The organism is Campylobacter peloridis LMG 23910 (assembly GCF_000816785.1).
GTDB classification, from domain to species: Bacteria; Campylobacterota; Campylobacteria; order Campylobacterales; family Campylobacteraceae; genus Campylobacter_D; species Campylobacter_D peloridis.
Window position 1 is genome coordinate 560461 of the sequence record NZ_CP007766.1, and the last position, 14529, is coordinate 574989.

Below are 14529 nucleotides of genomic sequence, written 5' to 3' on the forward strand. Positions count from 1 at the left end.
AAGGTTTTTTAATGTTTCATATAGTTTTAGTTGAGCCTCGCATACCACAAAATACAGGAAGTATAGGTAGAATGTGTTTTAACGCAGGATTTACTTTGCATATTATAAATCCACTTTTTAGTATAGATGAAAAAGCGGTTAAAAGAGCAGGGCTTGATTATTGGAAAAAATTAAATCCTTTGCTTTGGGATAGCTTAGATGATTTTTTGCTTAAAAATGAGAAATTTAAAGATAGATTTTTTTTCGCAACAACAAAAACTAAGCGAACATATTTTGATGTAAGCTATAAACAAGGTGATTTTTTATTTTTTGGAAGTGAAAGTTTTGGTTTGCCACTGGAACTTATGCAACAAAAATGGGAAAATGCTATTACTATACCTATGAAAGATTGTGGTAGAAGTTTAAATTTAGCTACTAGTGTGGGTATTATAAGTTATGAAGCATTAAGACAAAATTTTGCTTCTTTCAAAGCTTAATGATTTAATACTTGATTTAAAAATTCTTTCAATCTTTCATTATTTGGTTTTTCAAAGGCTATTTTAGGGCATTCATCTACTGCTATAACACCTTTATCCATGAAAAAAATTCTATTGGCTACATTTCTTGCAAAGCCCATTTCATGTGTGACTACAAGCATAGTTAAACCTTCTTTAGCTACTTCTTTCATAATGCTTAAAACCTCACCTATCATTTCTGGATCTAAAGCTGAGGTTGGTTCATCAAATAAAATTATATCAGGATTCATCATTAAAGATCTTGCTATAGCAATGCGTTGTTTTTGTCCGCCTGATAATTTATGAGGAAAATATTCTTCTTTATCGCTTAAACCTACTTTTTTTAATAATTCTCTTGCTTTTTTTATAGCCTCATCTTTATTCATTATTTTAGTTTGTATAGGAGCTAAACATAAGTTTTCTAAAACATTTTTATTATTAAAAAGATTAAAATGCTGAAAAACCATACTTACTTTTTGGCGAATTTGATTAATATTTGTTTTTGGATCTAATATATTTATATTGTTAATATATATACTTCCACTATCTGGAGTTTCAAGCTTGTTTATACAGCGTAAAAAGGTGCTTTTACCACCCCCGCTAGGACCAATAATTGCTATAATATCACCCTTGTGAATTTTTACGCTAATATTTTTTAATACCTCTAAATCACCATATTTTTTAATTAAATTTTCGATTTTAATCATGCTTATTTAATCTCTTTTCTATAATTCTTGCAAAAAGGGTTAAAATCTTAACACTTACATAATACACAAGTCCTGTAAAAATGATAGGTTTAGGGTTGTAATAAACAGCTTGTAAGCTTTTACTTTGCATGGTAATATCCATAACGCTAATATAACCCACAATGGAAGTCTCTTTAAATAAAGAAATAAATTCATTCATCAATGAAGGTAAAATATTTTTAACAGCTTGTGGAAAAATAATCATTCTCATAGATATTGAGTAGCTAAGTCCCATCGCTCTAGCTGCTTCCATTTGCCCTTTATCAACACTTTGAATTCCACTTCTTACAATTTCAGCTACATAAGCTGAGCTATTAAGTCCAAGTGCTATGATAGCAACATAAAAATTATCACTCCAAGTAGCAAAAATTACTACAGAAAATATTAAAAGTTGTAAAAGTAAAGGTGTTCCGCGTATGATATCAATGTATTCATCTATAATAAAATTTAAACTTTGAATTTCCAAAAATCTTAAAAATGCTAAAAAAAACCCAAGTACAATACCTATTAAAATACCACCTATAGTTAGCCCTAAAGTTGTAAAATAACTATTAACATAAGCTTTTGCTTCTATAGTGTAAGCATATTCTCCTGTGGCCAAACCATTTTGATCTTTTATTTGTAAAATTTCAATAGGAAAAGAAAAATAAGCCCAAAAAATAATAATACTAAAAAATACAAAAAGTTTAATTGTATTTTGTTTCAATTTCTCACCTTATAAAAAATTAAAACAAAAGTTTATAAAAATAAAGTTTTCTTTTTACTTAAAGCTTAAAATTTAGTTTGTGTGTTTGTAATTTTCAAGTAAAAAATACTAAAGCTGTAAAAAATAAAATAAAATTAATATAAAATTATAATTTTTTATGACAAATTCATTTTTTTATGCTAAATTTATGATTTATAAATATTTTAAAAAGGAGAAAATATGGACTTAATGCTCCAATTTGTTGATTTTGTAAATAATCAATACTACTCCATTTTGGTAGTTTTGCTTATTGTAACAGGATTTTTTTATAGTTATTTAACTGGTTTTGTGCAATTTAGAATGCTTCCATATGTATTTGACATCTTAACAGAAAAACAAGAAAAGCATGAAAAGCATCATATCACTCCTTTTCAAGCTTTGATGATTTCAACAGCTTCAAGAGTTGGTATAGGAAATATCGCAGGTATTGCAGTTGCTGTTGTATTAGGTGGCCCTGGAGCTTTGTTTTGGATGTGGGCTATGGCTTTTTTTGGAGGAGCTTCAGCTTTTGCAGAAAGCACTTTAGCACAAGTTTATAAAAGTCGTGATGGAAAAAGCTTTAAAGGTGGTCCTGCTTATTACATTAGTAAAGCTTTAAATTTAAAATGGTTGGGTGCTATTTTTGCTGTGATTTTAATCATTACTTATGCTTATGGTTTTAATGGACTTCAAAGTCAAACCATGACTTCAGCATTTGAATTTTACTATAAAGGTATGGTTGATGCTAGCGAAGTAAGCTTTTCTCAAAGTTGGTGGCCTATTGTAATTGGAGCTATTTTAGCTATATTTGCTGCATATATGTTTTTTGGTGATCATACAAAAATCGGCAAGGTGAGTTCAGTGATTGTTCCTATTATGGCTATGATTTATGTTGGTTTGTCTATCATTGCTATGTTTATGAATTTTGAAAAAATTCCAGATGTTTTTTCTATGATTTTTAAAAGTGCTTTTGATTTTGAAGCTATTTTTGGTGGATTTGCAGGTTCTGCTTTGGTTATAGGTATAAAAAGAGGGTTATTTTCTAATGAAGCAGGTATGGGTTCAGCTCCAAATGCAGCAGCTTCAGCTCTTACAACTCACCCTGCAAAACAAGGTGTAATTCAAGCTTTTTCTGTGTTAATTGATGTAATCATTTGTACAAGTTCAGGATTTTTAGTGTTGTTTTCGCTTGCTTATGCAAATAATATAGGAGTAGATGGTAAGCCTATTTTAACAGCTTTACCTTTAGTGCAAGAATCCATGAAAGAATACTATGGAAATTTAGGGGTGCATTTTACTACTATAAGTATAGTTTTGTTTGCAGTTACTTCTTTGATTGGAAATTATTATTATGCACAAGCAAATATTAAATACCTTACTCAAAATCCAGTTATCATTAATCTTTTCAAAGCAAGTGCAGTGCTTATGATTTTTATTGGTGCAAATATGGATTTAAAATTTGCTTGGGATTTAGCCGATACCACTATGGCTTTTATGGCTACGATTAATATTATTTCTATTTTATTGCTTGGTGGTATAGTTAAAAAGGTATTAAAAGATTTTAGTGAGCAAAAAAGACAAGGAAGAGATCCTGTTTTTAGTGCTTCAAAACTTGGCATTAAAAACGCAGAGTGTTGGGATTGATGATAGATTATATTATTATTACTTTATTTGTGTGTTTTATGATTTTTCTTGTATTTGGTTTTAATCGCCAAATGCAAGAAAAAGCCAAACAAAGAGAAGAAAAGCAAAAAACAAAGAAAGATTTTAAAAAAAATAGGTAAAATACACTAAAAATTTTTAAAAAAGAGTGTAAAATGAAATTGTTGATAGAAATAGGCACAGAAGAGCTTCCTGCCATCCCTTTATTAAAAGAACTTCCAAATATTAGTAAAAAATGGGAAAAGATTTTACAAGAGTATCATTTAGAATCTGAATTTAAATTTTTCTATACTCCTAGAAGATTAGTTTTCATCCATGAAAATTTCAAAGAAAAACAAGATGATTCTTTTGTAGAATTTATAGGAGCACCTAAAGCTATAGCTTATAAAGAAGGTAAACTTACTCAAGCAGGTGTAAGTTTTTTAGAAAAAAATAATCTGAAAGAAGAAGAAATAGAATTTAAAGAAATAAAAGGAAAAGAAGTATTATTTTGCCAAAAACAAGTTCAAGGCTTAAAAAGCGAAGAAGTTTTGCCTAAAATGATAGAAACTTTCTTAAAAAGTTTAAATTTTGGAAAAACAATGAGATGGGGCGATGGAAGCTTTGAATTTATTAGAGCCATTCGTTCATTATCTTGTGTTTTAGGTGAAAAATTAGTTGAATTTCAAAGTTATGGAGTTAAAAGTTCCAAAAGCACTTTTGTTCATAGAAGTGTTAGTTATGATTTAGTAGCTTTTGAAAATATTGATGAATATTTTGAAATTTTAGAGCGAAATTATATTATTTTAGATCAAGATTTAAGAAAACAAATTATTACAACTCAGCTAAAAAACCTTGAAAAAGAAAACGATATTGTTATAGCTGAAGATGAGGAATTATTAGCTGAGGTTGTAGCTATTACTGAATATCCAAAGGCTTTGTTGGGGCATTTTGAAAAAGAGTATTTAGAAATTCCAAGTGAAGTTATCATTACTTCCATGAGAGAAAATCAAAGATATTTTGCGGTTTTTAAAAATAACACTTTAAGCAATCACTTCATTGTAGTTTCTAATGCAGTTTGTAAAGATTATTTTAAAATTATCAATGGAAATGAGAGGGTTTTAAGAGCAAGATTAAGCGATGCGATGTTTTTTTGGAAAAATGATCTTGCACACGGCTTAAGTAATGAAAAATTAGCTCAAATGGCTTATCTTGAAGGACTTGGAACACTAGAAGATAAAGTTAAAAGAGAGCAAAAAATTGCCCTTAAGCTTTGTGAGTTTTTAGCCAATACAAAAAAAGAAGAAATTTTAAAAGCCATTGAATATTCTAAAGCAGATCTTAGCTCTCAAATGGTTTATGAATTTACTAATTTACAAGGTATTATGGGTTCATATTATGCAAAAGCTATGGGAATGAGTGATGATATAGCTTTGGCTATTAAAGAGCAGTATCTTCCAAATGGAGATAATTGTGCTATGCCTAGTAATGAATTTAGTGCTATAGTTGCTTTAGCAAATAAATTTGAAACACTCATGGGGCTTTTTTCTATTGGAAAAATTCCAAGCGGAACAAAAGACCCTTATGCTTTAAGAAGAGCAGCTAATGGAGTGTTAAAAATAATCTTAGCTTTGCATAAAAATTTTGATATTAAATGTTTTTTAAAAACGATAAGTAGCGAATATAAAAATTTTGATACCAACCTTTTACTTGACTTTATTTTAGAGCGTTTATACACTTTCTATGCAGTCAATGCTTCTTTTATCAAAGCAGTGTTAAGCTCTAAAAATTATGATATTATTTATATAGATTCTTGCATTAAAGCTTTAATACAAAATGCCAGCAAAAAAGAATTTAGTCAAAATTTTGCTACATTTAAGCGATTAGCAAATATAGTTATTATTAATGATATTAAAGTTGATGAAAATTTATTCAACACTCAAGAGGAAAAGAATTTATATCAAGCTTTTAAAGATTGTAAAGAAAATTCAAACAACACTCAAGAACTTTTGGAAAATCTTTTTGCATTAAAACCTCAAATAGATGATTTTTTTGATAAAGTAATGATAAATGATAAAGATGAAAAAATCAAAAACAATCGCCAAGCTTTAGTTTGCGAAATATACAAAGAGTTTTTAAAAATTGCAGATATTAAAGAAATTAGCCTATGAAAAAAGTTATATTTTTTATATGTTTTTTATTTTTAACTTTAAATTCTAAAGAAATAGAACTCATTAAAGGGCAGGTTCAGTTTTTAGAATTTGATAAAAATAATTTTTTTCAAGCTAGTTCTAATTCTAAAAATCTACCATTTTTTATTTACAAAAATAAAGTAATCATAAGCATAGCTATGCCTTATAAAGAACCTAAAAACAGAACAATTTTTATAAATTTTAAAGACAAAACCAAAGAAGAGATTTTTATTAAATTTAAAGAAGGAAATTACACAAAAGAGTCTTTAAAAGTAAGTTCTTCCAAAGTAAATCCACCAAAAAATGTCTTAGAACGCATAAAAACAGAATACAAAGAAGCATTGAGTGTTTATAATAGCTACACTAATAATGCGTTATTTAATGGAAAATTCATTTATCCTTTAGAGTCTAAAATCACTAGTGAATTTGGTAAGGCAAGATTGTTTAATGGAAGTTTAAAAAGCTACCATAGTGGAACTGATTTTAGAGCAGCTAGTGGAACTAAAATCAAAGCCAGCAATGATGGTATAGTAAAAATTGCTTCAAATCGCTACTATGCAGGAAATTCAGTAGTGATTGATCATGGGTATGGAATTTATTCTCAATATTATCATTTATCAAAACTTTATGTAAAAGTTGGGCAAAAAGTCAAAAAAGGTGAAGTGATAGGTTTAAGTGGAGCAAGCGGAAGAGTTACAGGGCCACATTTGCATTTTGGAATTTTAGTAAATGGTGTTCAGGTAAATCCACTTGATTTTATTAATAAATTCAATGCTTTATAATGATTATTTTTAGTGAGTTTTTTCAAAACTGGATTGATAAATACTACTCACAAGCAGTAAGTGTTGGAAAAAATGGAGATTTTTACACTGCAATAAGCGTTGGAAATCTTTTTGGAGTATTGCTTGCTAATCATTTTTTAAAACTTATAGACAATAAAAAACTAGCTTTACCCATAGATGTTGTTGAAATAGGAGCTAATGAAGGTTATTTAATGCTTGATTTTATACAAGCTTTGCATACGCTTAGGCCAAGTATTTTAAAACATATACAATGCCATATTATAGAACCTCATGAAAAATTAAGAAATTTACAAAAAGCATTATTTAAACAATACGATTTAGATATTAAAATTCATGATTCTTTAAAAAAATATCATTCTAATAACGCATTTTTTTATGCTAATGAGTTGTTTGATTGTTTTGCCTGCGAGCTTATAAAAGACGATACAATGGCTTATGTTGATGAAAATTTAAAGATTGTTTTTAAACCAGCAAATCAAAATATCATCAATCAATGTAAAAAATACAATATTTATAATTCTGAATTTTGTATAGCTTATGAACCTTTTTTGTTTGATTTAAAAAATTCTTGTAAAAATATCGTATTTGCTTGTTTTGATTATGCAAAAACACAAGAAAAACCTAGTATTAGGATGTATAAAAATCACCAAGTTTTTAATTTACTTGAAGAAAATTTAAGTGATTTTTTTGCTATGAGTGATATTACTTATAATGTAAATTTTAATCACCTTATACAGGTTTTAAAAGAAGAAAGTTTTGAAATTTTAGAATTTAAAAATCAAAACCAAGCTTTGATTGATTTTGGTTTAGAAGAAATTCTCAATCATGCCAAAAAAACTTACCCACAAACTTATAAAAATTTTATCAACCAAAGTAAAAATTTAATGTTTAACTTTGGTGATAAATTTAAATTTTTAGAATTTAAGCTTTAAAATCACTACTTGTAATATCTAAGCCAAATCCTTTCAAACCTATGAATTCTTTATCTGTGTTTTGGCTTAAAAGTTTGATTTTTGAAATTTTTAAATATCTTAGTATTTGAGCGCCTATGCCATAATTTTTAAATTGAGTGTTTTCTTGTTTTTCATTTTTCATAAAAACTATCACACCGCCGTTTTTATTTAAAAATTCAATCTGTTTTAGTAGCTCATTAAATTTATCAGAAGTTAAAAGCTCAAAATCACTTCCACTAAGATAAAATTTCACATTTTGACTTTCTTTCATAGCACCAAAATAAAATGCTATATGCTCGCTATTGTTGTGATCTTGAAAAATCATTTTTTTAGCACTAAAGCCAGCTAAAGAACTATGCTCTTCTTTTACAAGTTTAATTAAGCTTTCATTTTTTAAGCGATATTCTATTAAATCAGAAATGGTAATCATATTTATATTGTGTTTTTGGCAAAATTCTATTAAATCACTTCTTCTTGCCATGTCGCCATTGTCTTTTACTATTTCACATATCACGCATGCTTCTTTTAAACCAGCCAAACGGCACAAATCCACAGTTCCTTCTGTATGCCCTGTCCTTTCTAACACCCCACCTTTTTTAGCAATAAGCGGATTTATATGCCCAGGACGCACAAAATCATCTGCTGTAGCTTCATCTTGTGCAAAAATTTGAATCGTCATGTTTCTTTCATATGCACTAACTCCTGTAGTAGCTTTTTTGGCATCAACTGTTATAGTGAAAGCTGTTTCGTGATTAGAGGTATTTTTAGGAACCATTAAAGCAAGATCAAATTTTTTAGCCAAAATTTCACTAAGTGCTACACATACTACACCTTTTGCGTGTGTAATGGTAAAATTGATTTTTTCTTGAGAACTAAATTGTGCAGGAAAAATCAAATCTCCTTCATTTTCTCTATCTTCAGCATCTACCATTACTAGCATTTTTCCTTCTTTTATTTCTTTTATTGCTTGTTCTATACTGATAAAACCCATAAATAATAATCCTTTTTAGTATTTTTAAAATATTATATAAAATTTTCTTGACAATAATATTAAAATAATATATAATATCGTTTCTTTTTTGCATTGGGGTATCGCCAAGCGGTAAGGCAACAGGTTTTGGTCCTGTCATTCAGGGGTTCGAATCCCTTTACCCCATCCACATTATATGATGCCGCGAAGTAGAGCAGTGGTTAGCTCGTCGGGCTCATAACCCGAAGGTCGGGAGTTCAAATCTCCCCTTCGCAACCATATCCCTATTATTTTTTTGCTTTTTGTGATTTTTAATACATTTTTAATTTTTAGTTATTTTTTTAAATTAAATTCCATTAACTTAAGTATTTTTTTATAAATATAATATTAACATACATAAATTTTTTCATACAAAGGATTTATTATGGTAGTATTTTCTCCACGGGGGGGGGGATCGAATAATTTTGATTTAACTCCTTCTAAAAAACTAACTAATCACATCTTACTTTCAAGTATAGTTGCTTCATTGCTTTTCTCACCTTTAGCAGCAATTAGTCCTAATGCCTTACCAAGTGGTGGTAAATTTACTCATGGCACAAGTGGTAGTATAAATATAAATGGTAATAATATGCATATTACTGGAACTACTTCAAATAAAAATCATATTATCCAATGGGGTGGTGGTTTTAATATAGGCAAAGACGCACAAGTAAATTTTACTACGAATAAACATAATTATCTAAACATAGCTCATGGAACAAATAAATCTACCATAGCAGGTATATTAAACGCAAAAGATAATAATGTATTTTTAATCAATCCTAATGGAGTAATCATTACTAAAACAGGTAATATCAATGCTAATCGCTTTGTAGCTTCTACTTCATCGATGAGTAATGAGGATATGAATAAATTTGCAAAGCTAAATGAAAATCAAGCTGGAAATTTCTCTCCTGTATTTAAACCACAAAAAGCAGGTAGCGTAGTAAATATGGGTAATATCAATGCAAACGATGTATTGCTTATAGGACATAAGGTAGATATACAAGGTGGTAAATTAGGCAATACTAGTTCCAAAACACACTTAGTAGGCAATTATGTATATATAGACGCAGATAGTGTTAAATTAAATTCTAATAACATCAATGTAACAGCTATAAAAGATGGCTATATACAAAGACAAATGATAAATTTTGCAAAAGATAATTATAAATTTGGTAATAATGTGAATATAAATAATACAAATTATACAGAAACTGATGGTGAAACACATCATGGAAGTTCTAATTTCAAAAAAGCTCTAACCATAGGCAATATGGGTAATGAAAAAGCTAATGCTATAGAATGGTGGCATTTTGCTAAAGGTTGGAATGAAAATTTAAATGAAACTAGAAGTATAGATGAATTTAGGTTAGTGGGTAATATCGATTTTGATAATAAACCAATGGATCCGGTAGCATATGATTATAAAAATGCTTTTAATAAAACTTTTGATGGAAATGGTTATACATTGAGTAATTTACTAATTAATACTAATAAGGATTATGGAATTGGTTTGTTTGGAGTTGTAAGAAAAGCTAATATAGGAAATTTAAATATAAATACAATAAATTTTGATTATACAAATGGAATTCCTAGTCATATAGGAACCATAGCAAATTCAATTACTGATTCTAGTTTTTATAATATAAATATCTCAAATATTGGCGATTTGTTAGCTACTGGTGGGAATGCTATAGCTGTTGGTGGATTTGCAGGAATGATATGGTCTGGTAGTTTTAAAAATATAAGTATAAAAAATATAAAAAGTATGAAGGTATATAGTGATGAAAAAGATTTGTATACAGCTTGGATTGGTGGTTTTGCAGGTACAACAGGTATACCTGGCTATGAAAGTGGTAAACCACAAGCTGAGCCTAGTTTTTTTGAAAATATAACAATAAGTGGTATAGGAAATAATGTTTATGCAATACTTGTTAATGGTGAATATTATAGAAGTCATGCCAGTATTGGTGGATTTATTGGTGCAAAATATGATGATAGTTATATAAAAAATGTATCTATATTTTTTGATAAAAATTATCAAGTAAATGCTGAAGGATTTGTTTCTCATCATATTGGTAAATTATATGGTTACAATGTATCTGGTTATTTAGAATTTGATAATGTCCACATCTACCACCATGAAAATGATTTAGCCAATGCAATAGCTGATAAAAACTATTGGGGAAATACTAATGATAAAATTCAAATTCACACTTACACAGATAAAACCCAAGCAAATGCATATAAAGACTTTTTGTCTAGAGTAAATATAATTAATAGCGATGTTATCTTAACAAGTGATGATTTACATCAAGATATCATACAAGGTATTATCGATAGTATAAGAAATGAAAAATATACTATTGATATTAAAAACTTATATAGTTTAATACAAGCTTTTAAAGGATTAAACAAAGATTCTAATGAAAATGAAATTAAAACTATAGTAAAAACACATTTGGGTATAAAAGATGATGATAAAGCTTTAAGTATAGCTCAAAGTATTAGCTTTTTATTGCATTATAATGAAATTAATTTTAACAACAAACTAGACAAAACAGCATTAGAGCTTTACAATAATCAAATCAAACCTAATGTTTTTAATACTTTAGAAATCATTACTTATTTAGATACCAATAAAAACAATATCATAGCACAGCTACAACAATATGAAAGCATAAAAAATGATTTTAAAATTAAAGAACAAGCTTATTTTAAAGCCCAAGCTGAATTTAATAAACTTTTAGATTTAGTCAATAAAGGTAAGCTAAATTATAATGATCCTAAATTTACTCAAGCATTTGATAATTGGACTAAAGCATATAATGCTTATAATAGCTTATCTAATGATATAGGTGAGTTAAATTCTAAAGTAAATCAATACACTCAATATATCAATACAACATTAGGATATAAACAATTTGCTTTTGTTAAATTTGATAATATCATTAAAACAGATTTAACCAAACCTATTCTTCCTGATATAGATAATTCTTTAGGTGGTGATAAACAACCTGTATTTGAACAAACTGCTTCACTTAATTTAATAGGCGATAATGCCATAGAAGAAGAGGAAGAAAAAAAAGAAATAGAAGAAACAGCACTAACTCAAAGAGCTAGAACTTGTATAGTAAGTGATAATTTTAAAACTATGAATCCTTGCGTGGTAGAAAGTTATTAAAACTCTACACTGCTAATTTAGCAGTGTAGATTATACAAAGTGTTTTTCTTATTAATTTATTAAAATAAATACAAAAACTATCAACTAACCCAATTAATTCTAATACAATCTTTGCTTAATATAAAAACATACAAAAATATAAAAGAATATAAAAGAATATAAAAGAATATAAAAGAATATAAAAGAATATAAAAGAATATAAAAGAATATAAAAGAATATAAAAGAATATAAAAGAATATAAAAGAATATAAAAGAATATAAAAGAATATAAAAGAATATAAAAGAATATAAAAGAATATAAAAGAATATTAATAATACTTTAAGCTTATATAGCTATAATTTCATTTCCTTTTTTATTGAAAGGAAATTAAAAATAAAACTTTTTGTTTTAATTTTTTATGTTCTTTAAAATATTAATATTGTTAATCAAATCTTATTAGTCAATCTTTGAAATCTAAATAAGTGATCGATTGAGCCAGATAGTTAAAGCTTAATTGTCTTTAACTATAAAAACAAATATAAACTTTTTTCTTTGATGAAAAAGATTAAACTTTTCAATCAATATAATTTTTAATTATTATGGAGAGTTTGATCCTGGCTCAGAGTGAACGCTGGCGGCGTGCCTAATACATGCAAGTCGAACGATGAAGCAACTAGCTTGCTAGTTGTGGATTAGTGGCGCACGGGTGAGTAAGGTATAGTTAATCTGCCCTACACAAGAGGACAACAGCTAGAAATGGCTGCTAATACTCTATACTCCTGCTTAACACAAGTTAAGTAGGGAAAGTTTTTCGGTGTAGGATGAGACTATATAGTATCAGCTAGTTGGTGAGGTAATGGCTCACCAAGGCTATGACGCTTAACTGGTCTGAGAGGATGATCAGTCACACTGGAACTGAGACACGGTCCAGACTCCTACGGGAGGCAGCAGTAGGGAATATTGCGCAATGGGGGAAACCCTGACGCAGCAACGCCGCGTGGAGGATGACACTTTTCGGAGCGTAAACTCCTTTTCTTAGGGAAGAATTCTGACGGTACCTAAGGAATAAGCACCGGCTAACTCCGTGCCAGCAGCCGCGGTAATACGGAGGGTGCAAGCGTTACTCGGAATCACTGGGCGTAAAGGGCGCGTAGGCGGATTATCAAGTCTCTTGTGAAATCTAATGGCTTAACCATTAAACTGCTTGGGAAACTGGTAATCTAGAGTGAGGGAGAGGCAGATGGAATTGGTGGTGTAGGGGTAAAATCCGTAGATATCACCAAGAATACCCATTGCGAAGGCGATCTGCTGGAACTCAACTGACGCTAAGGCGCGAAAGCGTGGGGAGCAAACAGGATTAGATACCCTGGTAGTCCACGCCCTAAACGATGTATGCTAGTTGTTGGGGTGCTAGTCATCTCAGTAATGCAGCTAACGCATTAAGCATACCGCCTGGGGAGTACGGTCGCAAGATTAAAACTCAAAGGAATAGACGGGGACCCGCACAAGCGGTGGAGCATGTGGTTTAATTCGAAGATACGCGAAGAACCTTACCTGGGCTTGATATCCTAAGAACCTTATAGAGATATGAGGGTGCTAGCTTGCTAGAACTTAGAGACAGGTGCTGCACGGCTGTCGTCAGCTCGTGTCGTGAGATGTTGGGTTAAGTCCCGCAACGAGCGCAACCCACGTATTTAGTTGCTAACACTTCGGGTGAGCACTCTAAATAGACTGCCTTCGTAAGGAGGAGGAAGGTGTGGACGACGTCAAGTCATCATGGCCCTTATGCCCAGGGCGACACACGTGCTACAATGGCATATACAATGAGACGCAATATCGCAAGATGGAGCAAATCTATAAAATATGTCCCAGTTCGGATTGTTCTCTGCAACTCGAGAGCATGAAGCCGGAATCGCTAGTAATCGTAGATCAGCCATGCTACGGTGAATACGTTCCCGGGTCTTGTACTCACCGCCCGTCACACCATGGGAGTTGATTTCACTCGAAGTGGAAATACTAAACTAGTTATCCCCCACAGTGGAATCAGCGACTGGGGTGAAGTCGTAACAAGGTAACCGTAGGAGAACCTGCGGTTGGATCACCTCCTTTCTAGAGTACTAAAGTAATAAGTCTCACAACTATTACTTCATATATAACTCAATCATCCTTGTTTAGATTTCAAAGATTGATGAAAAAGCTAATTTTGGGGAATTAGCTCAGCTGGGAGAGCGCCTGCTTTGCACGCAGGAGGTCAGCGGTTCGATCCCGCTATTCTCCACCATTATTAAGGGCCTATAGCTCAGCTGGTTAGAGTGCACCCCTGATAAGGGTGAGGTCACAAGTTCAAGTCTTGTTAGGCCCACCATGTAAAAAAGATTTGAAAAACATATAAGCATTTATAAGTTTTAAAACTTAAAGCAAGTATATAAAAACATATAAATTAAAGACTTACTACTTTATTTATATTTTTAAATTATTTAAACTCTTTATATATACTTGCTTTAGGTTTTAAGACCTAAGCTAAATAAAATAATAAAATTGATTAATTTAAAACAAGATTTGTAAAAGTTTTTTCATATGCTTTTATAAAACTTATACTTTATAGATTTTATTGCTTTATTTAATGTTATTTAAATTATCATTGTTAAGAGTCACAAGCAAGTTTAATAAAAACAATTTTACAGGACTTGTTAAAGGATAAAACCTAACTATCTTTTCTTTAACCTCTAGTTGAAGATAAGTTTTAAACTCACGACTTAATAAAACTAATATTTTAGTTTGCCTTAAGTGTTTAAATGC

The 14529-nt window shown here is 29.9% G+C and carries 10 protein-coding genes, 4 tRNA genes and 1 rRNA gene; 12 read left to right on the forward strand and 3 right to left on the reverse strand.

What is annotated here, in order from left to right; translation table 11 throughout:
- The first annotated feature begins 11 nt into the window (after positions 1–11).
- Positions 12–476, forward strand: a complete 465-nt coding sequence (locus tag CPEL_RS02770) for a tRNA (cytidine(34)-2'-O)-methyltransferase (protein WP_044598524.1) — start codon at positions 12–14, stop codon at positions 474–476.
- Here CPEL_RS02770 and CPEL_RS02775 read toward each other — a convergent pair.
- Entirely contained in the window at positions 473–1201 is a 729-nt protein-coding gene (locus tag CPEL_RS02775; protein WP_044598525.1) for an amino acid ABC transporter ATP-binding protein, read from the reverse strand. The two genes, CPEL_RS02770 and CPEL_RS02775, sit on opposite strands and share 4 nt — an antisense overlap.
- Positions 1194–1946, reverse strand: a complete 753-nt coding sequence (locus tag CPEL_RS02780) for an amino acid ABC transporter permease (protein WP_044598526.1) — start codon at positions 1944–1946, stop codon at positions 1194–1196. The genes CPEL_RS02775 and CPEL_RS02780 overlap by 8 nt, the downstream gene beginning before the upstream one ends.
- A gap of 219 nt (positions 1947–2165) precedes the next feature.
- Between CPEL_RS02780 and CPEL_RS02785 the strand changes: the two genes are divergently transcribed.
- The 5 genes from CPEL_RS02785 to CPEL_RS02800 are packed head-to-tail and all read left to right on the forward strand — an operon-like array spanning position 2166 to position 7532.
- The gene (locus CPEL_RS02785; RefSeq protein ID WP_044598527.1) at positions 2166–3608 is read left to right on the forward strand and encodes an alanine/glycine:cation symporter family protein; all 1443 of its coding nucleotides are present in this window, start codon (positions 2166–2168) and stop codon (positions 3606–3608) included.
- Entirely contained in the window at positions 3608–3748 is a 141-nt protein-coding gene (locus CPEL_RS09210; RefSeq protein WP_167332807.1) for a hypothetical protein, read from the forward strand. Before CPEL_RS02785 ends, CPEL_RS09210 begins: the two co-directional genes overlap by 1 nt.
- Before the next feature lie 33 nt (positions 3749–3781).
- The gene (glyS, locus tag CPEL_RS02790; RefSeq protein WP_044598528.1) at positions 3782–5776 is read left to right on the forward strand and encodes a glycine--tRNA ligase subunit beta; all 1995 of its coding nucleotides are present in this window, start codon (positions 3782–3784) and stop codon (positions 5774–5776) included.
- On the forward strand, positions 5773–6579 hold the full coding sequence (gene pgp3 / locus CPEL_RS02795) for a peptidoglycan metallopeptidase Pgp3 (protein ID WP_044598529.1): 807 nt from the start codon (positions 5773–5775) through the stop codon (positions 6577–6579). Before glyS ends, pgp3 begins: the two co-directional genes overlap by 4 nt.
- A 2-nt stretch (positions 6580–6581) precedes the next feature.
- Positions 6582–7532 carry an SAM-dependent methyltransferase gene (locus CPEL_RS02800; protein ID WP_044599501.1) on the forward strand — a complete coding sequence of 317 codons (951 nt, stop codon included), beginning with the start codon at positions 6582–6584 and terminating at the stop codon, positions 7530–7532.
- Here the strand turns inward: CPEL_RS02800 and CPEL_RS02805 are convergent.
- Positions 7522–8544 carry a bifunctional 3,4-dihydroxy-2-butanone 4-phosphate synthase/GTP cyclohydrolase II gene (locus CPEL_RS02805; RefSeq protein ID WP_044598530.1) on the reverse strand — a complete coding sequence of 341 codons (1023 nt, stop codon included), beginning with the start codon at positions 8542–8544 and terminating at the stop codon, positions 7522–7524. The genes CPEL_RS02800 and CPEL_RS02805 overlap by 11 nt on opposite strands.
- Positions 8545–8638: 94 nt before the next feature.
- Between CPEL_RS02805 and CPEL_RS02810 the strand changes: the two genes are divergently transcribed.
- From CPEL_RS02810 to CPEL_RS02835, 6 genes are all read left to right on the forward strand, one after another.
- Positions 8639–8713, forward strand: a tRNA-Gln gene (locus CPEL_RS02810).
- A gap of 13 nt (positions 8714–8726) precedes the next feature.
- Positions 8727–8802: transfer RNA gene (locus tag CPEL_RS02815), tRNA-Met, on the forward strand.
- Between the two features lie 145 nt (positions 8803–8947).
- Positions 8948–11749, forward strand: a complete 2802-nt coding sequence (locus CPEL_RS08700; RefSeq protein WP_049984573.1) for a two-partner secretion domain-containing protein — start codon at positions 8948–8950, stop codon at positions 11747–11749.
- Positions 11750–12326: 577 nt separating this feature from the next.
- Positions 12327–13839, forward strand: a 16S ribosomal RNA gene (locus tag CPEL_RS02825).
- Positions 13840–13935: 96 nt separating this feature from the next.
- A tRNA-Ala gene (locus CPEL_RS02830) sits at positions 13936–14011 on the forward strand.
- 7 nt (positions 14012–14018) lie between these two features.
- Positions 14019–14095 (forward strand) — tRNA-Ile (locus CPEL_RS02835).
- Positions 14096–14529 lie beyond the last annotated feature (434 nt).

What these genes read in the sequence shown, in the direction of transcription:
- CPEL_RS02770 (WP_044598524.1), top strand. Translation starts at nt 12, where the DNA reads ATGTTTCATATAGTTTTAGTTGAGCCTCGCATACCACAAAATACAGGA.
- CPEL_RS02775 (WP_044598525.1), bottom strand. Translation starts at nt 1,201, where the DNA reads ATGATTAAAATCGAAAATTTAATTAAAAAATATGGTGATTTAGAGGTA.
- CPEL_RS02785 (WP_044598527.1), top strand. Translation starts at nt 2,166, where the DNA reads ATGGACTTAATGCTCCAATTTGTTGATTTTGTAAATAATCAATACTAC.
- CPEL_RS09210 (WP_167332807.1), top strand. Translation starts at nt 3,608, where the DNA reads ATGATAGATTATATTATTATTACTTTATTTGTGTGTTTTATGATTTTT.
- glyS (WP_044598528.1), top strand. Translation starts at nt 3,782, where the DNA reads ATGAAATTGTTGATAGAAATAGGCACAGAAGAGCTTCCTGCCATCCCT.
- pgp3 (WP_044598529.1), top strand. Translation starts at nt 5,773, where the DNA reads ATGAAAAAAGTTATATTTTTTATATGTTTTTTATTTTTAACTTTAAAT.
- CPEL_RS02805 (WP_044598530.1), bottom strand. Translation starts at nt 8,544, where the DNA reads ATGGGTTTTATCAGTATAGAACAAGCAATAAAAGAAATAAAAGAAGGA.
- CPEL_RS08700 (WP_049984573.1), top strand. Translation starts at nt 8,948, where the DNA reads ATGGTAGTATTTTCTCCACGGGGGGGGGGATCGAATAATTTTGATTTA.